This window comes from Bacteroides sp. PHL 2737 (assembly GCF_004115325.2).
GTDB lineage: Bacteria > Bacteroidota > Bacteroidia > Bacteroidales > Bacteroidaceae > Bacteroides > Bacteroides hominis.
Genome location: NZ_CP040630.1, coordinates 4,421,325 through 4,442,496 on the forward strand (window position 1 = coordinate 4,421,325; position 21,172 = coordinate 4,442,496).

The window sequence follows — 21,172 nt, forward strand, 5'->3', positions numbered from 1 at the left end:
CATCGCGGCAAAGATAAGGGACGGGAAAAAGAAGGGATAGGAAAAAAGAGACAAAGAAAAGCAAGAATGGACAAACGCAGCTGATATTTAGAACGTACTTTTGCCCACCAAAACAAACAGGCATGAATATACAAGAAAGAAGCAGGATAGAATATCATTCCAGGATTAATAGGGTGATGGATTTCATCGACCAGAACCTGGAGCAACCGATCGAACTGAAAGACATCGCTGCCGTTGCCAACTTTTCACCCTTTCATTTCCACCGGATATTTACCTTTCTGATAGGTGAAACACCGACCGACTACATCCAGCGTCTCAGGGTGGAGAAGGCAGCATGGAAATTACAGAAAGATCCCTTCCCGTCCATCACCGAGATTGCTTACAGCTGCGGTTTCGGCAGTACATCCCTGTTCTGCCGGACCTTCAAAAAGTATTTCGGCATCACCCCTACCCAGTTCAGCCGAACGGATAAGCCGGTCTATGTATTCGAAGGAAACCTATTTAGCAAGAACGGGCAAGCGATCCGCAAGAATATAACACACAGTGCAGTGGCAAATTTCGACCTTTGCGGTGTAAAACTAAAACAACTATATTTTATGGAATCAATTGTAGAAGTAAAAGAAATGCCGGAAATGAAGGCGATCTATTGCCGCCACATCGGCCCGTTCCACCTGATTGGCCAGGCTTACGCAAAATTGGGACAATGGGCAACACCCAGGGGATTGTACACGCCTAATGTTACTAAAACCGCTACCGTCACACACGACGATCCTTCGATCACCGATGAAGACAAAATCAGGCAAAGTGCCTGCATCATTGTCGACAAAGAGGTGAAGGTAGAAGGCGAAATCGGTAAAATGACGATTCCGGGCGGTCAGTATGCAGTCGGGCATTTCGAACTTGGAATGGACGAGTTTCAGAAGGCATGGAACACCATGTGCCATTGGTTCACCGAAAGCGGCTACCAGCAAGGAGATGGACGTGCGTATGAATTGTACCACAACGACTACACCACCCATCCGCAAAAGAAACACATTGTTGACATCTGCATACCGGTAAAACCATTATAGATCAAAAGAAAGGTATGGAAGACTACCTTAAAGTAGAATTTAAGAATCTTATAGATTGAAGCCTTTTTAAGGATAATTCCCTTGTTTAAATATGAATATATTAAGTACCAATGCATATTTAGTTATCAATATTAATTTGAGTATAATATTAAAGACCAATAAATTATACTTCTAATAGATTCAGCTAATCTTGATTAACTACTTAATAATATTAGATGCAAGCAAGGGAATTAGTATGTTTCGACTTACAGCGTTATAAGTAACGCTGCCTTATTTTCCTATTATATTCTCTTTTTTTTAAAAGAATCGTATCTTTGTGCATCTATAAACCTTTTAATCCTTTCGCCCATGATAGAAGCTCCCGAAGCTCGCCTGCTGTGCGAGCAACTGAACAAAACCGTATGCGGCAAACGAATCACGGATATATTCGCCCAATATACACCACATAAATTTGCTTGGTTTTATGGTAAACCGGAAGAGTGTGCCGAACGCCTGGTTGGCAAGACCATTGACAAAGCCTGCCCACAAGGCGGAATGGTCGAACTAACGGCTGGAGACACGATGTTGGTTTTGACAGACGGGGTCAATCTTCGTTATTTCGAACCGGGAGCGAAGTTACCCTCCAAACATCAACTGCTGGTGGCATTCGATGACGAAAGTTGCCTGTTAGCATCTGTACGGATGTACGGAGCACTGTTGTGCTTTACCCGAGGGCATTTTGACGCACCATTGGCCGCCTATTACGAAACGGCCAGAACAAAGCCACAAGTGATGTCGGACGCCTTTGACAAGGAGTACTTTCTTGGATTGGTAAATGCGCCGGATGCACAGAAGAAATCGGCAAAAGCTTTTCTGGCCACGGAACAGACAATTCCCGGACTGGGCAACGGAGTATTGCAAGACATCCTGTACCATGCGCATATCCATCCAAAAACAAAGATCGACAAACTGGGCGCAGAGGAAAAGGAGAAAATGTACGAACAAGTGAAAGAGACACTACAAGATATCTACCGCCTGGGCGGACGAAGCACCGAAACTGATTTGTTTGGAGTTCCCGGGCAATATGTAGCCTCCCTGTCAAAAAATACAGCGGGACATGCGTGCCCCAAATGTGGTGAAACCATTGTGAAAGAGAACTATCTGGGAGGAAGCATTTATTATTGCAGGGGATGCCAGGTAATGAAATAAGCCCCTCACAGTCACTATTCAATTATAAAAACAAAAAAAAACAATGAAACAAGAAGTATTATTTATCATTCTCAACGAGTATGCCGATTGGGAAAGTGCTTTCGTAGCAGCGTCCCTTCATTCCGGACTAATGCCGGGCAGTGAAATCAAGTACGTAGTCAAAACAGTAGCCCCCACTTTGGATCCGGTCTGCTCTTTGGGTGGTTTCCGTACTCTGCCGGACTACAGTTTCGACAACCTTCCTTCCGATTATGCTGCCTTGGTCCTAATTGGTGGTATGCAATGGCAATCTCCTGAAGCAGAACGTGTATTCCCCATCGTGCAAAATGCTTTTGAAAAAGGGAAAGTGATTGGCGGTATCTGCAACGCTGCTTCATTTCTGTGCGCCCATGGCTTCCTAAACAATGTTAAGCATACCGGAAACACCCTTGCCGTGCTCAAACAGTGGGGCGGAGAACGATATACCAACGAAGATGGTTACCTGGAAAAGCAAGCTGTCGGTGATAAGAACATAGTTACGGCAAACGGTACCGGTTATCTGGAATTCACCCGTGAGTTGCTATTAGCATTGAAAGCCGATACGGAGGAAAAGATCGAAGCATTTTATGATTTCAGTAAGAATGGACTTGTGAGATAGCAACATGTTCATCAAGCATACGGGACAACATGAAAAAAGGATTCACCATACTGCTTCTTTTACTCTCATTGGCAGAAGTGTACGCACAAACAGAATTCACAACCAGCCTGTTTGATTCAAGACGTAACCGGATAGTGCCGGTAGCTGTTTACCGGCCAAAAAAAGAAAGCGCCAGGACCGGAGTCATTATATTCAACCATGGATATGACGGAAACAAGAACGATAAATCGAACCAGAGTTATTCATATCTGACTCGTTTTTTGGCAGAAAAAGGATATTATGTGATAAGTATCCAACATGAATTGTCCGATGATCCTCTTTTGGCTATGGAAGGAAATTTTATGGAAACCCGTATGCCTAACTGGAAAAGAGGAGAAGAAAATATTCTCTTTACAATCCGGGAGTTTAAGAAGCTAAAACCGAACCTGCAATGGGAGAAACTTTGTGTGATAGGTCATTCAAACGGAGGTGATATAACCATGCTCACCGCAACAAATCATCCGGAACTGATAATGAAAGCTATCTCAATGGACCACCGGAGAATGATAATCCCAAGAACACAAAAGCCACGGATATACACGTTGAGAGGGTGCGATTATGATGCTGATCCGGGCGTACTCCCAACCAGCGAGGAGCAACAGAAATTTCGAATAGAAGTTGTGCGACTGGATGGAGTTACACACAGTAACATGGGAGAAAACGGATCGGCAGAACAACACGATCTTATTAACCGACACATATATATGTTCTTAAATAACTAATTAATTTTCATGATATTATATAATACACCATGACGTACCATGATACAATAAAACCCATAATCATAAGAAATCAGATCTATGAAGCAACAAGAAACTAATCCAGACAGCCTAATTGAGAACTATCTTCCGGCAGATTATTATGACTCCTTTTCAAAAGAGTTGCATAATAAGAATGCAATCTCCACTGACGAGTTTGCAGATATAGCTTTTAACCAACTACCCTCCTGGATTATCCGGCTTCTAAAAGTAAGAAATAGTATAGTCAAGCCTTTCGGGCTCAATACAAACAGACGAATCACGGATATGGAGTGTGAAAGAAATCAACACGAAATAATCTTTGGTATGTCCGATAAACACTTGACTTTCTACGTATCCCTTTGGTGTAAGGTTTCCGAAGCCAACAGCCAAACTTTACGAATCACCACGATAGTCAAATACCACAACCGTTTGGGAAAACTCTACTTTTTCGTGGTTCGTCCTTTCCATAAAGTTATTATTCGATCATTATTGGAGAGAGTAGAAAAAAGGTATAAACTTATATCTCTGGAGAGAGAAGCATCTTGATATCACGTAATTAAACATATTTTTTTATTGTTCCGAAATCTTTTTTACTACCGGTTTATCCGCTTCCGCCCAGTCCAATGTTACCATCTCTCCAGGAAAGAGCCACTGTGCAGCAATATGTTCTTTCAATACATATTGCTCTCCGATAGGATGACATAGAAAAGCGTGCATCGTAATTTCGAAATCAGGATAGATGTGATGGACTGTCAAAAGCTTCTCTCCCACTTCAATAGTATAATCCATTTCTTCCATAATTTCTCTTTGAAGTGCTTCCTGCAAAGATTCACCTTTCTCCACTTTTCCACCCGGAAATTCGTACCTGAAAGAAGTATATGAAAATTTAGTCCGTCCCCGTTGTACACAAAGATATTTTCCTCCAGATCTGATAACGGCTGCTACGACTTCTATACTTTTCATAATGACTGCGGTATTGGGTTTCGAAGATAATGGATGCAAAAGTAATAAAAGAATGTGGGAAAGGAGGAAATTAAAAGTAATAAAGACTAATCTTAAATATTTTCCCTACCTTTGTTAATCACCGGAATGTAAGTCCCATAACGATAAGACAATTAACAATTAATACATTGAAAAACAATTATCAGCATATAAAATGAACACCACTCCCCAACTCTACCAATCAGGTAACAGTGCACTCATGTCGAAGAAGAAAATTGCTTTCTTATGTTCCCGGCAAGTACCTGAAAATAAAACAGCATCTATTTATCGCTGGGCAAATCAATTATTACCGGAAAGAGATTGCATCCTTTGCGGAAATCATTCAAAAATGGAACAAGAGGTCTTTAATATACTATTGGAGAAGAAAATACCAGTCATTCTGGTACTGGCTGAAAGCATGAAAGAAGAATGGAGTAATCATATTAAGTTGGCACTCAAAGAGAAGAGGCTATTGATAGTAACTGCCTGTAATAGCCAGGTACACAGAATTAATCATCAATCAGCCTATGACCGGAATGAAATAATACTTTCATTTGCGGACCATGTTATAATCGGTTATTGTAAACCAGGAGGAAATATCGACAGACAAATTAGCGGAAAAACAAACATTACATTTTTACACAATTCGAATTACCTGCCGACAGAACCTACCCTTATGGAGAGAGCGGCAGACAGTGATGTTATAACCTATAGGACATCCACAAAAGGAGGAGAACTCTTTTTAGATATTAAACAGGACTTAAGCGGACAAGAATATCTAAAAATTACCCAAAGTAAACATCAAGGAAATAAGGGTTTCCACAGAGAAACGATTTTCATCAACAAGGATGAAATACTCCAGTTCAAACAAGAATTAGACCGAGCTATTGAATATTGGGGATTGAACCCTATAAAGCAAAAACAGACTCTTAGTTTCAAAAGAGAAGAGTATGGCAACGCCTATTTGCCATGGGAAAAGAGTGCAGATGATTATCTTCTCCGGTTGTATGCGGAAGGCAAAACCATTAACGAACTGACAGAGATATTCGAACGGAATGACGGAGCGATACGTTCCAGATTACAAAAACTGGGAATTAAATTAAGATAATGATATTATCTGGTTTTAAAACGACATCTCTTATTAAATACGGGTAGAGAGAAAAGGGTTTTACAAATGTGACACTGTAAAAAAATGATAGAAAAAGTAGTCAGCAATTCCAAAGGCATAGAAGAGAATCGAGTGGAAAAACACAGTAAAGGACATTGCAAATGTATTTAGAATCACTCTTAAAAGACATTCGTCCCTATATGAATTCTGACAAGAAATAATATACCGCCATCCCCACCTGCAATACCCCAATTACCGGTATACCATACTTAAATTTAAGATGCCGTGTCTTATGCCGAAACGTATACATCCCTGCCCATGCACCTAACGACCCTCCCGCTACGGCTATTCCCAGCAGGTGGACTTCGGGAGTACGCCATCGTTTTCGGGATGCGTTCCGTTTATCGATACCGTACATAACAAAAGAAACGGTGTTCACGATTACCAGATATAAGATAAGTAACTTCAACGGTTGGCTCTTTTTTAATTCGCCGGCAAAGATACGCATTTTTAATCAAGCCCGATTTGTCGGCCGAAAGATTCTCTGTATCTTTGCCCGCATGACAGAGAGAAACGAATTACATAAAAGGAACAAGCATAACGGACAGTACGATTTTTCAAGACTGATGGAAGAGTATCCCCCGTTGAAGAAGTTCGTTGCACCGAACGCATACGGGACGACAAGTATCGATTTCTTTAATCCGCAGGCGGTGAAGGCACTCAACAAAGCCTTGTTGATAAGCTGTTACGGCATACGATACTGGGATATTCCTAAGAATTACCTGTGTCCGCCCATTCCGGGAAGAGCAGACTATATCCATTACATAGCGGATTTGATTCAACCCGAAAACCCGATACAGACAGAAGCGGCTACAAAAGCCACTCACCCATGCAGGTGTCTTGATATCGGTGTAGGTGCCAACTGTATCTACCCCATTATCGGACAAACAGAATATGGATGGACTTTCGTCGGTTCCGATATTGATCCTATCTCCATTGATAATGCACGAAAGATTGTAACTTGCAATCCGGCACTGGCCCATAAAATAGAACTCCGGCTGCAACGGGATAGCCAAAAGATATTTGAAGGGATCATTGCTCCGGATGAATACTTCGATGTAACCATCTGTAATCCTCCTTTCCACAGTTCCAGAGAAGAAGCTGAAAACGGGACGCTGCGTAAACTCAGTAGCCTAAAGGGGAGAAAAATAACCAAAGCCCGGCTCAACTTCGGAGGCAATGCCAACGAACTCTGGTGCGAAGGTGGAGAACTTCGTTTTCTGCTGACCATGATCGAAGAGAGCCGGAACTACCGAAAGAATTGCGGATGGTTCACCAGTCTGGTATCGAAAGAAAAGAACCTGGGTAAACTGACCGCCAAACTCAAATCAGTCGGTATATCTGAACATAAGATTATCGAGATGCACCAAGGTAGTAAAACCAGCCGGATTTTGGCATGGAGATTCTGAGAAAGATATAGTTACTAAATTAGCAAGTATCTACTCAAATCTTTCAAGGAGGCGGCCTTAATAAAAGATCATCCGCAATGCAGAGATATCATTGAGGTTAAACAGTTTATCAACTCAAACAAACAAATTCCGGAAAGCGTGTTTTAACACTGTATTAAAACTTGTTTTCTACAAACAAAAGACTTGTCCTTTAACTGTGCAAAAGAAGTCCTTTGTTTGCAAACAATCAGAATCATTCATTCCGAGTTAACACTGTTAATAGGAAAACTATACATTATTATGAACATATTAATCCTCAGCAATGCTGACAGTTGCCGCAGCCGGATCGCACAGGCTCTTCTTTCCTCGTTTGAAAAAGGTATGAAAATATATTCTGCAGGAACAGCACCCGCAGCAGAGGTTCATCCGCTTGTCCTGAAATTAATAAAAGAGACAGGTATCGAACCTGACACACGACCTCCCCATTCCATCTACGAATATACCAACAAAAGTTGGGATACTATCATCGTCCTTTCCGAGACAACCGATGAAATCCGTAACCACTTCTCCAAAGAGGTAAAACACTGGTATTATCTTCCTTTCGATGAACTGTTCCCTACCATATCGGCAGACGGAACGGACCTATGGGAAGGCTTGCTCCGCCTGAAAGAAGAGATCTGCAAGAAAATATACGAACTGTATCGTGACGAACTGAAGGAGCAGTTGCTCCCGCGATGTACTTGCGGAGCCAACGACTTTTGCAGATGTGAGTGAGGGAAATTACTCCCTCACCTCTTGCTTTATCAGCCGTGTCACGCTTGTAATATTTCGCTTGTCTTTATTCAGGATATAAGTATATTTGTAATCGCTTGCCCGGTAAGAAGTAGGCGAACTATTCACCAGGATAATATTCCGGTTATTGGCAAAGTCCAAAATACCTTTAATATTATTGGGATGCAGTTTTCCGATCTCGTCCATCATGCAGTGCAGCTTGAAGTCGTTGAACTGATGCGATGCCTTTTCCTTGAACACATTCAGCAACATGATGTTAATCATGGCCTTCACCAGAATATCCGTTCCATCGGAACCTACATTTGCCAGTTTCTCCACCCATCCGCTGTCATTATCGTTCTCCACAATGCGAAACTGAAGTTCGAAAGTATCAGAAAGCGTCAGTTCCTTTTCCTTGTTCAGTGCCAGTTCTTTCACCAGCGACTGCAATAAACTTACCGCCTGCCGATTCTGTTCCACAAGCTCCTCCTGACCAAACAGGCTGAACATGCCCAGAGCACCCGGTTGATTCCGGTCGCAAAACTCTTTGATAGTAACAAAATGTTGCATGATACGATTGCCACTGGGCACAATCTGTAAGGCAATGCTTTTGATGACCCCGGCGAAATTGCGTTCCACAAAGTCACTGTTGATGTCGTTGATAGTTTTGCGAATCAACCCTTCTTTTGAAAGCATATCCGCCGTCTCTTTCCCGATCCGGTGAATCAAGTCGGTATATGCTTCATTCGAACGACGTTCAAAGTCAATGATCTTATCATTATCAATGAACTCTTTGAGATCGGCAGCAAAGGTCATAAACTCATCGCGCTTTGTAAGACGTGTACGGAAGTTGAACGTATTCTGTTCGGAGAAGTTACCCGTAAAGCGACCGACCGCTTCCCGGAAGTCCTTTTCTTGTTCAATCTGCCGATAATGATTCTGTGTCAGCTCCTCTATCACTTTTTTGCAACGCTTCACACTCTCTGCTTCCACTCCCGTTTGCAGTACAGGCGGACAAATATTGAGTGTTTTGAAGTTCTCAGTCTCCCGGATATCCTCTTCCAAATGCTTCAGGCGGGTATTTGTCTCAACTAATTGCTTGTTCAGTCCCGTTACTTTCTGATTCAGTTCTTCTTCCTTCAAGCGGAACTTCTCTTTCTCACCGTCCAGTTCTTTCTCGGCCAACTGCTTTCCATTTCTGAATTCGTCCATACGGTCGAAGAACTCCCGCTTATCCTTTTCGTAATCGTAAACCAGACGGCGGTGCTGCTCGATAAACGCCAACTCCTGTTCCGTGCGGGCCACTTCATTACGCAGGGCAGTGATACGTTCCGTATCCACCCCTTTTCCGGAAAGTTCATGCAACAGGTCCTTATCCATTGTCTCCAGCAGTTCATCGGTTTTCTTCTTTTCAGAAGCAATGGACTGATGAATCTCCTCCTGTTTGTTACGGATCAGAGTGTCTTCTTCCTGCATTCTCTGGTTACGTTCCTTCTCTTTCTGGCGGATTCGGGTTTCAAGTAAGTGATTGAACTGTTCCAGTTCCGCCGCTGACTCCTGCAAACTGTGTGTAGCCTCAGCCAACTGTTTTTCCAACTGTTCCAGCAATATACGTTTCTCCTCGCCTGCCTTCTGCTCCAACATGATTTCATCTGCTTTCAGAACCTGAATACGCTTGTCATTCTGTTCCATACAGTAAGCGGACTGAGCCATCTCTTCCTTATAAGTATTAAGGACAGTCTGGTGTTTCTTCCGGATGACAGCCAGCTCTTTCTCTTTTTCCTCTATCGACTTCTCAAGATTCTGCTGCCATTCATGTATCTCCTTACGGATTGCTTCCTGCTCTACGGCATACTCCTGCACACTCTTCACTTCTTTCCGGATAGCCGAAAGATCGAGTTTGATGCCATAGAAAGAGTCTTGTCCGGTATCCGGAACAGATTGGGGATTGAGTTCCTTACTGAATAAAACAAGTTTTTCGTCTACCACCTTACCAATGGTATTCTCCCATCCCGGACTATTTCGGCTCAACCATTCATAGAGTGATCCCTGACAGTTATCAAGTAACCGGTCTATCTCCGCCACTTTTTCTCTACCAACCGCAATCTGCTGCTCTATTTCCTTCTGACGAACGCCCGACTGTTGCTCACAGGCAGCCTGATCCAGTTCCCATTGCCGACGTACCAGCCCCATTTGTTGTTCTGCCTCTTTCAGCTTCAACCGGTATTCGTGATTCTCCTTTTCCAATGCAACGCGTTCCGTCCGGCAGGCCTGTAACTCTTCTTCATGGAAAGTCCGGTGCAGGCACTTCTCCCGTTCCATCTTCAACTGATAGATGCCCTCTTTTTTCTTTTCTGTCTGCTCTCGCAGGAGGGTCAACTTCCCTACCTCATGCTCACGCACCTCTTTCAATATTTTATCGTACTCCTTTCGTACAGCCTCCTTACGTTCGATAGCACGTAAATGGAGCGTATTCAACTCAGCATTTTTACCGTTACGGAAACGTTCAAAGGCACTGGAAGCCTGTTCCTTCAGTAGCTTATACTGGCTGTTGATGTCGTCAAAGCGGGCAGTCAACATGGTCAGCTGCTCCTCCAACATCTGTTTGTGGAGTATGGCTTCGGGCTCCGCATTCACCCGGTCGCACACATTATAAATATCCTGCGACTCATACCGTTCCTTTCGTTCACGCGCAGTTTTCAAGTTCTCGTTTTGTACCCTGACAAGCCCCAGCAAACGATCGCGCTCACTCTGGAATTTCCCGGAAAGTTCCTCAAGCTGGTGTTTCTCTTTTGCCAACTCTTTCAACAGTTCCTCTTTCTTCTGTTGCAGTGAAGGGAGCAGTTCCTGTGCCATCCGGAAAGTATAATTCAGTTCCCCGGCCAGCGTACGCGCCTGTTGCTCCAGATAATGCATTTCCCTATAAAGCTCAATTACCCGGTCAGCCTGCCGGCGAACAGTAACCTCGCCGTTCTTGTTCTTCCTGAACCACTTGCTGATATCGGTCACCTCTTCATCGAACCGTCGCAGATGATGGGCATATTGCCCCAGATCGATACGCACATCTTCTTCGTTCAGTGACATGATGATGGTTTGCTTGATAAACTCAGCATCGAGCTTTGAATTCAGGAAAACATTCTGAATGGTACGCGGTATATTCTGGTACTGACGGCTCTCAGTAATGGCAAACTTCCGTAACTCCGGAGGAAGCCCCCGGTTGTTGCCGAAAATGATGTCACGATACTCCTCATACGTCTCTACGCGACGGCTCTTATAGACAAAGCTGCCAAGGGCATCGCGTATCTGATCCCACTCTTCGTAAGCCTTTCCTTCGGGAGAAATAAAATATTCTTTTTTGTAACCCGTTCCCAGAAAACGGAAACAAACTCTCCCCTGGGAGCGAAAAGCCAACACACAATACGATGCATCGTCTACGGTCACTTCATAAATAATATATGAATTGAGGTACGGAAAGTAATATTCGTCAAAGCTCTTTTTCTCTTTTGATATGCCCAACTTCGTCTTGTCGGCATTGTAAAAGAAAAGCAGCGCACGTAACGCCGTACTCTTCCCCACCCCCTGTGTACCGATAAAGTGGACATTGCCGTCTATCTGTATTTCGGCATATTGTATACGGGCACTATTGATGAAAACAATTTTATTCAGGTATCTCATTCTGTATTTCTTCTGATATGTTAATACAAGCGACCAACTCTTCCAGATAGCCGAAAGCCGCTACTACTTTATAGGTGGAAGTGATCTCGTTCTCCAGTTCAATGAAGCCGTCACGTTTCAGGTCATTCACTATTTTATCAATCATCTCTTCGTGCTTCTCCCGTCCGACAAGTTTCTTCAATCCGGCGAGTTTCTCTTTCAGTTCCAGGTCGGTACCTACTTTTACGACCATATCGGCCGGCTGGAAACGGAATCCGGATGAAAAAGCCGCATCGTAGGTTTTAATGAAATCAAGCACATCAATCCAGCGGGTGGCAATCTCTAACTTACGCTCCAGATCGACTTTATTTTCCCGACGGGAGAAATAATAATATTCATTCCCGCTCTCAAGGATAAAGTTGATGGCGGCAAAGAAATCGTACAACTCCGACTGATTATCTTCGATCACCGTATAGAGTTGGCGGATATTGGGATTGGTACTGTCGGAAGAGATGAATCCTCCTTTACTCAGTATTTCAAATATTTCAGCAGTTTGTTTAATCATTACTATAATGGCTTTGAGTTCGGGTTCACCACCGAGGACACAGAGGACACAGAGTTTTAATCTTTTGTTTATCAGGATGTTTAAGAGAAAGATATTCTCTGTGTCCTCTGTGTCCTCGGTGGTGAATCGTATTCGTTTCTAAACTATTTCGCCTGTCCTTTCCGAATAAATCAGTGCATATTCCACCCCACCCATTCTGCCATAATCACCGGTGATACGGAGTTCTTCGTAAAACTGGGATACAATCTGGCAGTAGAACGTTATCCGCTCATCAAAAGAAACCTCTTGTGCGAAAGGATAGGCAGCCACAAACGAAAACAAATCTTCTTCAGCCTGCATAAACCGCTTCTTCACTTCCTCCAGATTGATATAAGCCTCTTCCGATATATGGGTCTCAAGAGAGTCTTCGGCAATGCTGCCGGCCACATTCCGGGTCAGGATGGCACGCTTGCCGATCATGGTTATCACTTTACGGATGCTCTCCAACACTTCATCATCATTACGAAGATATTCTACGGAGAGACGTAACGGATAAGCCGGTGCAGGTTCGAACCAGACACTGTCTTTCTGCATCAACACCTCGCAGATATTGGTTCGTTCCTCCAGTTCGAACTGATCTTTCAGGTATTTCAGCTGCCGGATCTTAACCCGGATCTTGTTCTGATACTCTATTTTGTTCAGATAGCTGATAATCTGCTTTTGTATCTCGATCAGGTTGTGGAAACATTCATTGAGCTGTATCCGTACGTTTGCCACCACAAGCCCCAGTTCCTCGTCCGGTATCCGCCGGAAGAAGCGGTCTTCTTCATTGGCAAGAAGCTCCTCGCTCACTTTTATCAATGCCTCGATATCCCGCCGTTTCTCGTCCAGGCGAACCAGTTTTTTCTTCTTGATCTGATAGTTCGGCTCATTCTTGAAAGTGCTGTCGATGTTACGCTTCAGGTCGATCACATTGCGCAAGGTAGTCAGGGCGATATTACGTAATATCCGCTTGATGGTACGCAGATAGGTCGTTTTCCGTTTCTCGTGGTTTTCTTGCTGATAATAGGAGATAGTATCTTTGAGATAACTGATATGCTCGTTGACAAACGAAGTGTTGATCTCTTCATTCACTTCGAGTACCTGCTCGAAGAAATGCAGATAAATATCCTCCATCTCAAGAAACGAACCATTCTCACGAAGCACTCCGTGATCGATCAGGCTCTGTATACGTTGTAGTTTATATTCTGTCAGTTCCAGTGCGTATTCCCGCCGGAAGGATTGCTGTTTCCGCTTGCTGAACATCTGTTTCAGCAGGAGCTGTTCTCGGCTCATCATCTTCAGCAACTCGTCGATAGAGTGAAATGTAGTCATGTATAACGGCTATAAGCTTTTCAGGATTCCTTATCTTATCAGTTTTTTCTTCATTCCCCGGGCTAACTCTTCCTTGATAAAAGTCATCAATGGCTTACCCACTACAATAAACATGACCGCTACCAGAATCATCAGAATGCCAAGCATTAATCTGGGAGTCAGCCGTTCGCCAAAAATCATCACCCCGAAGAAAAGTGCCGTCACCGGCTCCAATGCTCCCAGAATGGCAGTAGGCGTAGAGCCGATGCTATGAATGGAAACAGCCGTACATACCAATGATATGACGGTAGGCAAGAAAGCCATGGCAAGAATATTGCCCCAGGCAGGAAACGAAGGAACAGCCTGAAGATCCGCGCAGAAATTCAGGCGGACTATATAAATGGAAAGACCGAACAACAGCGCGTAAAAAGTCAGCTTGGCCGTAGACATCAACTTCAGCGTGGAATGGTTGACACCGACTATATAGACAGCGTAAGACAGTGAGGAAAGGATAACGAGCAACATGCCGACCAGACTCAGCGTTTCGCCTCCCTCCCCTTTGTAAAGCAGTCCGATGCCGGAAAGGGCGAGCAGAATGCAAAAGACGGTCAGCAACGACACTTTCTCGTGGAAAAACAGGAACATGATAAGCGCCACCATCACCGGATAGACAAATAAGATGGTGGAAGCAATGCCTGCATCCATGTGCTTATAGCTCAGAAACAACAGCAGTGAAGAGGCAGAAAAAAGCAGTCCGCCTGCAACCAGAGGCAATATCTCGTTCCTTTTCAGGGCAAACGACTGTCCCTGCACTTTCATCAGAATCCCCAAAATAAGTACGGCAAACCCGTAACGATAGAACAATACAGAGTCCACCGACATCCCTTCTTTATAGAGCGGCAGTGTAAACAACGGATTCATGCCGTAAGTAGCAGCAGCCACAGCTCCGCAAACAAATCCTTTAGCCTTACTATTAATATTCATTATTATATTCAATTTTCGGGGTGCAAAGATACAGTTTTTTGGAGATGTTGGTTACTTTTGCGTCAATTCTAACAGAGATTAAAATTGAGCAAAAACCGTATTGATCAGGAAAAGAGAGTGGTAGAGCTGATGATCCGTCTTTACTGCCGTAAAAAAGAAAAGAATGTCACGCTTTGCCCCCAATGCGAAGAGTTGCTTCGCTATGCGCATGCCCGGCTGGACCGCTGCCCTTTTGGGGAGAAAAAGAAAGCATGCAAGCAATGCAGCGTACACTGCTACAAACCTGCCATGCGAGAACGGATGAAACAAGTAATGCGTTTCTCCGGTCCCCGAATGCTGATTTATGCACCTTGGGAAGCAATCGGGCATCTGTTTGGATAAGCAGGCACAGAGAAGAATATTATTATTATAATTGCATTATTACTTTATAATAATTATCTTTGCTTATTAAAGTAACGAACCATGACTATCATCAGAAACCCCTTTATAACCAGTGGATATGTATCTTCCGATTATTTCTGTGACCGGGAGAAAGAGAGCGAAACCCTGATCCGGGAAGTAAGCAACGGAAACAATCTCGCCCTGATCTCTACCCGGAGAATGGGGAAAACCGGATTGATTCAGCATTGCTTCCGCGAAAGGAAAATCCGGAAGGACTACTATACCTTTTTTATAGATATATATGCCACCAAATCACTTCGTGACTTTGTATTCGCACTGAGCAAAGAGATTCTGGAAGAATTAAAACCTTCCGGCAAGAAAGCTTTGCAACTCTTCTGGAAAAGCGTCAAATCATTGCATACGAGCGTATCTTTCGACATCAACGGCACTCCTTCACTGAGTCTGGGACTGGGAGACATACAAGCTCCGGCAACAACGCTGGACGAAATTTTCCATTACCTGAACCATGCCGATAAGCCCTGCCTGGTAGCCATCGACGAGTTTCAGCAGATAGCCGGATATGCGGAGGATAATGTAGAAGCAACCTTGCGCACCTATGTCCAGCATTGCAGCAATGCCCATTTTATCTTTGCCGGAAGCCAGCGCCACATCATGGGAAATATGTTCCTCACCCCCTCGCGCCCATTCTATCAGAGTGTTTCCATGATGCATCTTGAAAGTATTCCTTTGGCAAAATACACTGCTTTCGCGCAACTGCACTTCGCCCAAGCAGGAAAAAGCATCACCGATGAAACGGTTGAAACCATCTACCGACGATTTGACGGCATCACCTGGTACATGCAGAAAGTGCTCCACACACTTTACGACATGACTCCCGCACAGGGAACCTGTGAAGTGAAGATGGTGGAGGAGGCCATCCGCCAAATCATCGACTCGTTCAAGTTCACCTATTCCGAAATACTGTTCCGCATACCGGAAAAACAGAAAGAGTTACTAATCGCCATCACAAAAGAGGGAAAAGCGAAGGCCATTACTTCGGCAGCTTTTATCAAGAAGTACAAGCTATCCTCTTCCAGCTCCGTACAATCGGCTCTGAAAGGTCTGCTCGAAAAAGATTTCATCACTCAGGAGTTGGGAATATACCAGATATACGATCAATTTTTAGGTATCTGGCTAAAAGAGAACTATTAAGTCCTTCAAAAGCCAAACACTCCAAGAAAGAATTTCCAATAGATTTCTTTCAAAAAGACAGTAAAACCCCTTATCTGCCGACAGCCTCCATTTACAAAAAGAGACAAATAGAGAGATGGAGCAACAGATAATGAAAAAACATGCAAGGACAAGCCTTTATTCTCTCATAAAAATGCAATAAAAAGCAGATATATGCAGTCCCCCACTCTATCAGAGCCTTTGTTGACAGCAAAGAAAGGGTGCGTTAGTCCCAAACGGACGGTGCATTGGCTTCAAAGAGACGGTGCGTTCCTCTACGAGCAACGCCGCACGGGTAAAAAAGAAGAGTAAGATGGGCTGTTTACGAACTATCAGAGCCACCGTGCCGCACGAATCAAATCTACTAAAAGAAAGTAATCACACACAAAAAAGATCATTTACTAAGATCATAAAAACATATATCACACAATTTTCCAACAATACCCCAAATTCTCCATCATATTGCTTTACCTTAATCCTCCTACAAGCGTTTTTTCAGTCGCCACATCCTCCGGGCATGAAACCAAGACTGCCTGAGAGTGATAGAATATACAAAATGACATTTTATCGCCGCTACAATTTCCCCTCCTTTATTCTGCCAACCTTATAAAAACAGCATTTTAAAACGGAAGGTCGCATTTTAGAAAGATTTAATTATCTTTGTTGCTGCAAACCCAGTTATATTTCACCTTTTCGTAAGGAAATGATATACACAGCATCCTCCGCCGCCGACCAAACCGCCTGCTGGATTACAGGCATTGTTATTGCTGCCCTGATCTTTCTTTTTGTGAAGTTCGCGGCAAAAGGCAGCAAACCATTGGAGAAGATAATGCTGGCATCGGGCTGCGTAATCGTACTGCTGACTACACTCATCGTCAAGGTGCCGGCACCCGACAGCTTCAACCCGGAAACCGGATTTTCGGAGAAAGAAAGAAGAAAAGACAGACGGATACTCATACGAATATTCTCGTCCATCGGGCTGACAGCCCTGTGGTTCATACCGATACGGAACACTGAATGGTTCGAAGCCCTGATTGAAAAACATATCTGGGTGACTCCCGCAATGCTGGCAGTGTTCCTACTCGCAGGATGGATCCTTACCGGACAACTGACCCGATGGTACACAAAAGAGCGCCGGACGGATAAACACACCGGACGGAAAAAACGTTCTTCTCAAAGAAACAGAACACCATAAAAGTAAATTCAAATATGAAACGAGCCGTTATCATAGGAGCTACTTCAGGCATTGGACGTGAAGTAGCCAAACAACTTCTCCTACAGGGCTGGCACCTCGGTATTGCAGGGCGCCGGCTTCCGTCACTCGAAGCTTTGCAGAGCAGCGCACCGGACCGCGTAGAAGTCGCCGCACTGGACGTCACCCAACCGGATGCAGCCCCCAAATTGAGTAACCTGATCAGGCGAGTCGGAGGTATGGATCTGTTTCTGCTGAGCTCCGGCATCGGTTATCAGAACATAGGGCTGAATCCGGACATCGAACTGGAAACTACCCGTACCAATGTGGAAGGGTTCACCCGTATGGTGGACACTGCTTTCAATTACTTCCGTGAGCACGGCAGCGGACAACTGGCTGTGATCAGTTCCGTTGCGGGGACAAAGGGATTGGGAGTGGCACCTGCCTACTCTGCCACAAAGCGTTTTCAGAACACCTATATCGACGCACTGGAACAGTTGGCATGTATGCAAAAACTGAACATCTGTTTTACGGACATCCGCCCGGGCTTTGTGTCTACCGACCTGCTGAACGACGGAAAACGCTATCCGCTATTGATGCAACCGGAAAAGGTAGCCCGGCAGATTGTACGGGCATTGCACCACCGGAAACGAGTGGCAGTGATCGACTGGCGCTATGCTGTCATTGTCTTTTTCTGGCGGATGATTCCGCGCTGGATATGGAAACGGCTGCCGATACGGACAGGAAAGACTATGTGACAAGAATATATATCCCTATTGAATAATTCATTGAAGTGATTTAAACTTTTTGTTTTCGTGAAATTTTCTTCAATAACAAGACTGCAAATGCCAAGTAATTCCAAGACATCCAACTTGAAACAGTTGTATCGAACCGGTTCAGTAGCGTCCTGAAACTGTCCATCCAAGCGTTGGTTCGTTCGATGGAATACCTTTCAGCATATAGTTCATCATCAACAAAGATGTCATCGGCATTTTCTCTCCGTTTATTGATGCAGATGTTTGCGATGATCTCTTTTTCACCCAGGAAACCACGTAAGACATCACAATCGAATCCGGCATCGGCATTGAGGAAAAGACCATCAACCCGGATATGGGATTTCTCAAGGTCGTTGAACATGTCACCGATGACCTTTTCTATGTCATGTACGTCATGGTGTTCGCCAGATTTCGGAGAAGACATGGCAATCGGAAGTCCTTGCCTGTCTGTCAGGTAGAGTGCGTTGGTCGTCTTCCGTTTCTTCCGTCCCTGGTATCCGACTTCTTCACCGCCACGGAGTGCAGCCGTGTGGCTCCCGTCCAAATCCACGCTGGACATGTCCAACTTATGGCGGTGTTTGTCAAGCAACCTGACCCACATGGATTTCCACTCGCCCGACTTGCTCCATTTGTTGTAATGATGATACACGGCACCATAGCTCAGTACCTTGCCGCTAAACAGGGCTTCCACAGGAAGGAACGCCCATTGACAACCGGTCTTCAACTTGTACAAGATGGCGTTTACCACCTCTATGAGACAACTTTGAGTGGCATAACCACGTTTTGCCTTGGAAAGATGAGGCAATATTTCATTTTTTATCGTATCTTTGTCGAGCATAGTGTACATTGGACTTTCACTATATATGAGTTTGGTCACCATAATATAGGGAACAATTCAATTTGTACGCTGTGCTTTAACATTTTGATACGATTTTAAGAGAATGAAATAAGTTTAAATCACTTCATTAAAAACAAAGAAAGAATGGAACAGAAATTTTGCCAGAGCTGCGGTATGCCGCTTAGCCCGGAAGTATTGGGAACAGAAAAAGATGGCAGCAAGAACGAAGAATACTGCACCTATTGTTATGCCGACGGACATTTCACCGTGGATTGCACGATGGACGAAATGATCAACCATTGCGCACAGTTCGTTGACGAATTTAACAAGGATTCGGAAGTGAAAATGACGAAGGAAGAGGCCATTATGAACATGAAGCAATTCTTCCCGATGCTGAAGAGATGGAAACAGTGAAACATAACTCAAACAGACATCTGTGACGCATAAACAAAGGAGAGTGTGTCAAAACTCACCACAGAGGGCACAGAGTAACACAGAGTGAATTTTAAGTCATCGATGATTAATATTCTAATCTGTGGCAATCTGTGTAATCCTCTGGTGAAAAGGCGTTTGACACATCTCCTGCTGTATCGGAAGAGGTACCGTTTATTCCACCGGATGCCGCTTCAGCCAGGCTACAGCATACGAACATGTCGCTTTCGGTTTCAGACCTTGTCCGGCAGCATATTTGTAGGTTGCTTCTACCAGAGCTGCCGCAATCCCCTTTCCTTCCAGAGGGGGAGGAACGATGGTATGCATAATGTCCAGCGTTCCATCTTCTACTTCATACTCCACAAAAGCAGTCATTCCATTCTTTTCCAGTTCAAAACGATTCCGCTCCGGGCGGTGAGTTACTTCATATTCTTCCATTTTCCAATCTCCTTTTTGTTTAGGTTAATATAGATTATTTAAAATTCTTCTCCCTCTGCTCCACCCAAATCAACTTATCCACATCATACCCCCTGCGGATGGCAGCATCCAGTAATTTCTTCTTTATCTCTTCCGGCAGAATGGGCGTACGGCTCAATATCCACAGATACTTGTCCGAACTGCTGCCGATCAGTACATAATTATACTCCTCCTGATCCAACTCCAAAACATAATAGTCTGAATAAAAGGACAGAAAAAAGGATACCTTCAGTTTGCCCGGTTGCGACGAATCGGGAACCTTTGCCCGTCCTTCCGCTGTTTTACAGACATCATACGGCTTTTTATGCTTACATCCCCGGTTCTCTACGCGAACGGTTCCGTCGGGCAGCAATGTGTAAGTTGCCGTCACCTCCGACAGTCCCCGCTCAAAGCGGTGGTCGAAACGGGCTATCTCGTACCATGTACCCATATAACGTTGCAGATCCAGTTCGTCCACCGTACTGTGGTCCGTGCCCTCAAAAAAGGCTTCGATGGTCGGTTTATCAAAGCGGAAACCTGCCTCGAGCAAGCGTGTGGGACGCACATTCTGCCCCGACGTTAAGAAGGAAGCCGCTTCACCATATTGCATCCGAAAAAACCAACGTGGTATCACCACCTTCATCCAGGCATGATAGCGCGCTGCCATCGCCCGGGTAAACGCATATTGTGAAACCTGTTGCGGAACCACCAGATTGAACACTCCGCTTAATACTTCGTGGTTGATGATGAACTCCATCGCACGGCAAAGATCCTGGATTCCAATCCAGGGAAAAGGCTGTGTGCCCGGAGCAATCACACCGGCTACCCGTGCTATCCGAAGCGGACGCAACATCTGCTCCATTGCCCCGCCATCGGGTGAGAGCACTATGCCAAAACGGGTGATAGCCAGCCTTGTCTGTGAAGGACAACGGCGAGCCTCTTTCTCCCAGGCGTAGCAAAGTTCCGCCAGGAAACCGCTGCCGCGGGTATTGGTATATTCGTCAAACGTCCCATCTTCCGGATAATATCCTACGGCAGAGGCGGAAATCATTAACCGCGGCTTTGTCTTTACCGCATCCATGGCCCGGATGATGCGATGCGTCACCTTGATACGGCTGTCATAAAGCTCTTTCTTATACTCCGGCGTCCAGCGTTTACTGATGGGTGCTCCTGCCAGATTGATGATTACATCGCAATGCGACAAGGCCTGAATTAAATGTCCCGATGTACCTTCACGAAACATGGGTCTCCCCAGAGGGACTATCCGGTGCCCCCTTTCCGTAAGGTACTCTGTAAGATGCTTGCCTATGAAACCGGAGGCCCCGCTAATTGCTATATTCATCTGAATCT

The 21,172-nt window shown here is 44.5% G+C and carries 23 protein-coding genes; 14 read left to right on the forward strand and 9 right to left on the reverse strand.

From position 1 onward, the window contains the following. Window positions 1-122: 122 nt before the first annotated feature. The 5 genes from DBK98_RS18375 (at window position 123) to DBK98_RS18395 (ending at window position 4,220) form a co-directional block, all read left to right on the forward strand. Complete coding sequence (locus DBK98_RS18375) at window positions 123-1,070, forward strand: GyrI-like domain-containing protein (RefSeq protein ID WP_032535799.1); 948 nt, start codon at window positions 123-125, stop codon at window positions 1,068-1,070. Window positions 1,071-1,418: 348 nt separating this feature from the next. After that, window positions 1,419-2,258, forward strand: a complete 840-nt coding sequence (locus DBK98_RS18380) for a formamidopyrimidine-DNA glycosylase (RefSeq protein WP_005807300.1) — start codon at window positions 1,419-1,421, stop codon at window positions 2,256-2,258. Window positions 2,259-2,301: 43 nt separating this feature from the next. After that, window positions 2,302-2,895 carry a type 1 glutamine amidotransferase family protein gene (locus DBK98_RS18385; protein ID WP_005820903.1) on the forward strand — a complete coding sequence of 198 codons (594 nt, stop codon included), beginning with the start codon at window positions 2,302-2,304 and terminating at the stop codon, window positions 2,893-2,895. 29 nt (window positions 2,896-2,924) lie between these two features. Beyond that, the gene (locus DBK98_RS18390; RefSeq protein ID WP_005807303.1) at window positions 2,925-3,656 is read left to right on the forward strand and encodes an alpha/beta hydrolase; all 732 of its coding nucleotides are present in this window, start codon (window positions 2,925-2,927) and stop codon (window positions 3,654-3,656) included. Window positions 3,657-3,734: 78 nt separating this feature from the next. After that, window positions 3,735-4,220: a DUF2867 domain-containing protein gene (locus DBK98_RS18395; RefSeq protein ID WP_005807304.1), complete on the forward strand. Its 486-nt coding sequence runs from the start codon at window positions 3,735-3,737 to the stop codon at window positions 4,218-4,220. Between the two features lie 24 nt (window positions 4,221-4,244). Here the strand turns inward: DBK98_RS18395 and DBK98_RS18400 are convergent, their stop codons facing one another. Further along, the gene (locus DBK98_RS18400) at window positions 4,245-4,637 is read right to left on the reverse strand and encodes a (deoxy)nucleoside triphosphate pyrophosphohydrolase (protein WP_005807306.1); all 393 of its coding nucleotides are present in this window, start codon (window positions 4,635-4,637) and stop codon (window positions 4,245-4,247) included. 238 nt (window positions 4,638-4,875) lie between these two features. Here DBK98_RS18400 and DBK98_RS18405 point away from each other — a divergent pair, with 238 nt between their 5' ends. After that, entirely contained in the window at window positions 4,876-5,763 is an 888-nt protein-coding gene (locus DBK98_RS18405; protein ID WP_232307366.1) for a DUF3276 family protein, read from the forward strand. A gap of 196 nt (window positions 5,764-5,959) precedes the next feature. Here the strand turns inward: DBK98_RS18405 and DBK98_RS18410 are convergent, their stop codons facing one another. Further along, a complete protein-coding gene (locus tag DBK98_RS18410) occupies window positions 5,960-6,232 on the reverse strand; it encodes a DUF1294 domain-containing protein (protein WP_032535829.1) in 273 nt (90 codons plus the stop codon). Between the two features lie 91 nt (window positions 6,233-6,323). Here DBK98_RS18410 and rlmF point away from each other — a divergent pair, with 91 nt between their 5' ends. Together rlmF and DBK98_RS18420 are read left to right on the forward strand one after the other, a co-directional pair. Then, window positions 6,324-7,232: a 23S rRNA (adenine(1618)-N(6))-methyltransferase RlmF gene (gene rlmF, locus DBK98_RS18415; protein ID WP_032535798.1), complete on the forward strand. Its 909-nt coding sequence runs from the start codon at window positions 6,324-6,326 to the stop codon at window positions 7,230-7,232. A 279-nt stretch (window positions 7,233-7,511) separates the two neighbouring features. After that, on the forward strand, window positions 7,512-7,985 hold the full coding sequence (locus DBK98_RS18420; RefSeq protein WP_005807312.1) for a hypothetical protein: 474 nt from the start codon (window positions 7,512-7,514) through the stop codon (window positions 7,983-7,985). Between the two features lie 6 nt (window positions 7,986-7,991). Here DBK98_RS18420 and DBK98_RS18425 read toward each other — a convergent pair whose 3' ends face one another. From DBK98_RS18425 to DBK98_RS18440, 4 genes are all read right to left on the reverse strand, one after another. After that, window positions 7,992-11,657, reverse strand: a complete 3,666-nt coding sequence (locus DBK98_RS18425) for an ATP-binding protein (protein WP_005807315.1) — start codon at window positions 11,655-11,657, stop codon at window positions 7,992-7,994. Continuing rightward, window positions 11,641-12,201: a hypothetical protein gene (locus tag DBK98_RS18430; RefSeq protein ID WP_005780122.1), complete on the reverse strand. Its 561-nt coding sequence runs from the start codon at window positions 12,199-12,201 to the stop codon at window positions 11,641-11,643. Before DBK98_RS18430 ends, DBK98_RS18425 begins: the two co-directional genes overlap by 17 nt. Before the next feature lie 138 nt (window positions 12,202-12,339). Next, a complete protein-coding gene (locus DBK98_RS18435) occupies window positions 12,340-13,554 on the reverse strand; it encodes a hypothetical protein (RefSeq protein ID WP_005780125.1) in 1,215 nt (404 codons plus the stop codon). Window positions 13,555-13,584: 30 nt separating this feature from the next. Next, window positions 13,585-14,517: a DMT family transporter gene (locus tag DBK98_RS18440; protein WP_005807317.1), complete on the reverse strand. Its 933-nt coding sequence runs from the start codon at window positions 14,515-14,517 to the stop codon at window positions 13,585-13,587. 84 nt (window positions 14,518-14,601) lie between these two features. Between DBK98_RS18440 and DBK98_RS18445 the strand changes: the two genes are divergently transcribed. The 5 genes from DBK98_RS18445 to DBK98_RS18465 all read left to right on the forward strand — a co-directional run bounded on the left by DBK98_RS18445 (window position 14,602) and on the right by DBK98_RS18465 (window position 18,078). Further along, a complete protein-coding gene (locus DBK98_RS18445; RefSeq protein ID WP_005807320.1) occupies window positions 14,602-14,898 on the forward strand; it encodes a nitrous oxide-stimulated promoter family protein in 297 nt (98 codons plus the stop codon). 81 nt (window positions 14,899-14,979) lie between these two features. Then, window positions 14,980-16,110: an ATP-binding protein gene (locus tag DBK98_RS18450; protein WP_005820915.1), complete on the forward strand. Its 1,131-nt coding sequence runs from the start codon at window positions 14,980-14,982 to the stop codon at window positions 16,108-16,110. A gap of 192 nt (window positions 16,111-16,302) precedes the next feature. Continuing rightward, window positions 16,303-16,440: a hypothetical protein gene (locus DBK98_RS18455; RefSeq protein ID WP_005807324.1), complete on the forward strand. Its 138-nt coding sequence runs from the start codon at window positions 16,303-16,305 to the stop codon at window positions 16,438-16,440. Between the two features lie 391 nt (window positions 16,441-16,831). Further along, window positions 16,832-17,323 carry an accessory gene regulator B family protein gene (locus DBK98_RS18460; RefSeq protein ID WP_005820917.1) on the forward strand — a complete coding sequence of 164 codons (492 nt, stop codon included), beginning with the start codon at window positions 16,832-16,834 and terminating at the stop codon, window positions 17,321-17,323. Window positions 17,324-17,337: 14 nt separating this feature from the next. After that, window positions 17,338-18,078, forward strand: coding sequence for an SDR family oxidoreductase (locus DBK98_RS18465; protein ID WP_032535797.1), 741 nt, complete (start codon window positions 17,338-17,340; stop codon window positions 18,076-18,078). Between the two features lie 40 nt (window positions 18,079-18,118). Here DBK98_RS18465 and DBK98_RS18470 read toward each other — a convergent pair whose 3' ends face one another. After that, window positions 18,119-18,976, reverse strand: a complete 858-nt coding sequence (locus tag DBK98_RS18470) for an IS5-like element ISBf6 family transposase (protein WP_032491447.1) — start codon at window positions 18,974-18,976, stop codon at window positions 18,119-18,121. A 102-nt stretch (window positions 18,977-19,078) separates the two neighbouring features. Between DBK98_RS18470 and DBK98_RS18475 the strand changes: the two genes are divergently transcribed. After that, window positions 19,079-19,348 carry a zinc ribbon domain-containing protein gene (locus tag DBK98_RS18475; protein WP_005780137.1) on the forward strand — a complete coding sequence of 90 codons (270 nt, stop codon included), beginning with the start codon at window positions 19,079-19,081 and terminating at the stop codon, window positions 19,346-19,348. Window positions 19,349-19,540: 192 nt separating this feature from the next. On the opposite strand, the gene DBK98_RS18480 is transcribed toward DBK98_RS18475, so the two are convergent. Both DBK98_RS18480 and DBK98_RS18485 read right to left on the reverse strand, forming a co-directional pair. Beyond that, window positions 19,541-19,804: a GNAT family N-acetyltransferase gene (locus DBK98_RS18480; protein ID WP_005780139.1), complete on the reverse strand. Its 264-nt coding sequence runs from the start codon at window positions 19,802-19,804 to the stop codon at window positions 19,541-19,543. A gap of 34 nt (window positions 19,805-19,838) precedes the next feature. Then, entirely contained in the window at window positions 19,839-21,164 is a 1,326-nt protein-coding gene (locus DBK98_RS18485; protein ID WP_032535796.1) for a TIGR01777 family oxidoreductase, read from the reverse strand. Window positions 21,165-21,172 lie beyond the last annotated feature (8 nt).

What these genes read in the sequence shown, in the direction of transcription:
- DBK98_RS18480 (WP_005780139.1), bottom strand. Translation starts at nt 19,804, where the DNA reads ATGGAAGAATATGAAGTAACTCACCGCCCGGAGCGGAATCGTTTTGAA.
- DBK98_RS18385 (WP_005820903.1), top strand. Translation starts at nt 2,302, where the DNA reads ATGAAACAAGAAGTATTATTTATCATTCTCAACGAGTATGCCGATTGG.
- DBK98_RS18475 (WP_005780137.1), top strand. Translation starts at nt 19,079, where the DNA reads ATGGAACAGAAATTTTGCCAGAGCTGCGGTATGCCGCTTAGCCCGGAA.
- DBK98_RS18405 (WP_232307366.1), top strand. Translation starts at nt 4,876, where the DNA reads ATGTCGAAGAAGAAAATTGCTTTCTTATGTTCCCGGCAAGTACCTGAA.
- DBK98_RS18435 (WP_005780125.1), bottom strand. Translation starts at nt 13,554, where the DNA reads ATGACTACATTTCACTCTATCGACGAGTTGCTGAAGATGATGAGCCGA.
- DBK98_RS18400 (WP_005807306.1), bottom strand. Translation starts at nt 4,637, where the DNA reads ATGAAAAGTATAGAAGTCGTAGCAGCCGTTATCAGATCTGGAGGAAAA.
- DBK98_RS18425 (WP_005807315.1), bottom strand. Translation starts at nt 11,657, where the DNA reads ATGAGATACCTGAATAAAATTGTTTTCATCAATAGTGCCCGTATACAA.
- DBK98_RS18390 (WP_005807303.1), top strand. Translation starts at nt 2,925, where the DNA reads ATGAAAAAAGGATTCACCATACTGCTTCTTTTACTCTCATTGGCAGAA.
- DBK98_RS18380 (WP_005807300.1), top strand. Translation starts at nt 1,419, where the DNA reads ATGATAGAAGCTCCCGAAGCTCGCCTGCTGTGCGAGCAACTGAACAAA.
- DBK98_RS18485 (WP_032535796.1), bottom strand. Translation starts at nt 21,164, where the DNA reads ATGAATATAGCAATTAGCGGGGCCTCCGGTTTCATAGGCAAGCATCTT.
- DBK98_RS18420 (WP_005807312.1), top strand. Translation starts at nt 7,512, where the DNA reads ATGAACATATTAATCCTCAGCAATGCTGACAGTTGCCGCAGCCGGATC.
- DBK98_RS18465 (WP_032535797.1), top strand. Translation starts at nt 17,338, where the DNA reads ATGAAACGAGCCGTTATCATAGGAGCTACTTCAGGCATTGGACGTGAA.
- DBK98_RS18440 (WP_005807317.1), bottom strand. Translation starts at nt 14,517, where the DNA reads ATGAATATTAATAGTAAGGCTAAAGGATTTGTTTGCGGAGCTGTGGCT.
- DBK98_RS18460 (WP_005820917.1), top strand. Translation starts at nt 16,832, where the DNA reads ATGATATACACAGCATCCTCCGCCGCCGACCAAACCGCCTGCTGGATT.
- DBK98_RS18455 (WP_005807324.1), top strand. Translation starts at nt 16,303, where the DNA reads ATGCAGTCCCCCACTCTATCAGAGCCTTTGTTGACAGCAAAGAAAGGG.
- DBK98_RS18375 (WP_032535799.1), top strand. Translation starts at nt 123, where the DNA reads ATGAATATACAAGAAAGAAGCAGGATAGAATATCATTCCAGGATTAAT.
- DBK98_RS18470 (WP_032491447.1), bottom strand. Translation starts at nt 18,976, where the DNA reads ATGGTGACCAAACTCATATATAGTGAAAGTCCAATGTACACTATGCTC.
- DBK98_RS18395 (WP_005807304.1), top strand. Translation starts at nt 3,735, where the DNA reads ATGAAGCAACAAGAAACTAATCCAGACAGCCTAATTGAGAACTATCTT.
- rlmF (WP_032535798.1), top strand. Translation starts at nt 6,324, where the DNA reads ATGACAGAGAGAAACGAATTACATAAAAGGAACAAGCATAACGGACAG.
- DBK98_RS18430 (WP_005780122.1), bottom strand. Translation starts at nt 12,201, where the DNA reads ATGATTAAACAAACTGCTGAAATATTTGAAATACTGAGTAAAGGAGGA.
- DBK98_RS18450 (WP_005820915.1), top strand. Translation starts at nt 14,980, where the DNA reads ATGACTATCATCAGAAACCCCTTTATAACCAGTGGATATGTATCTTCC.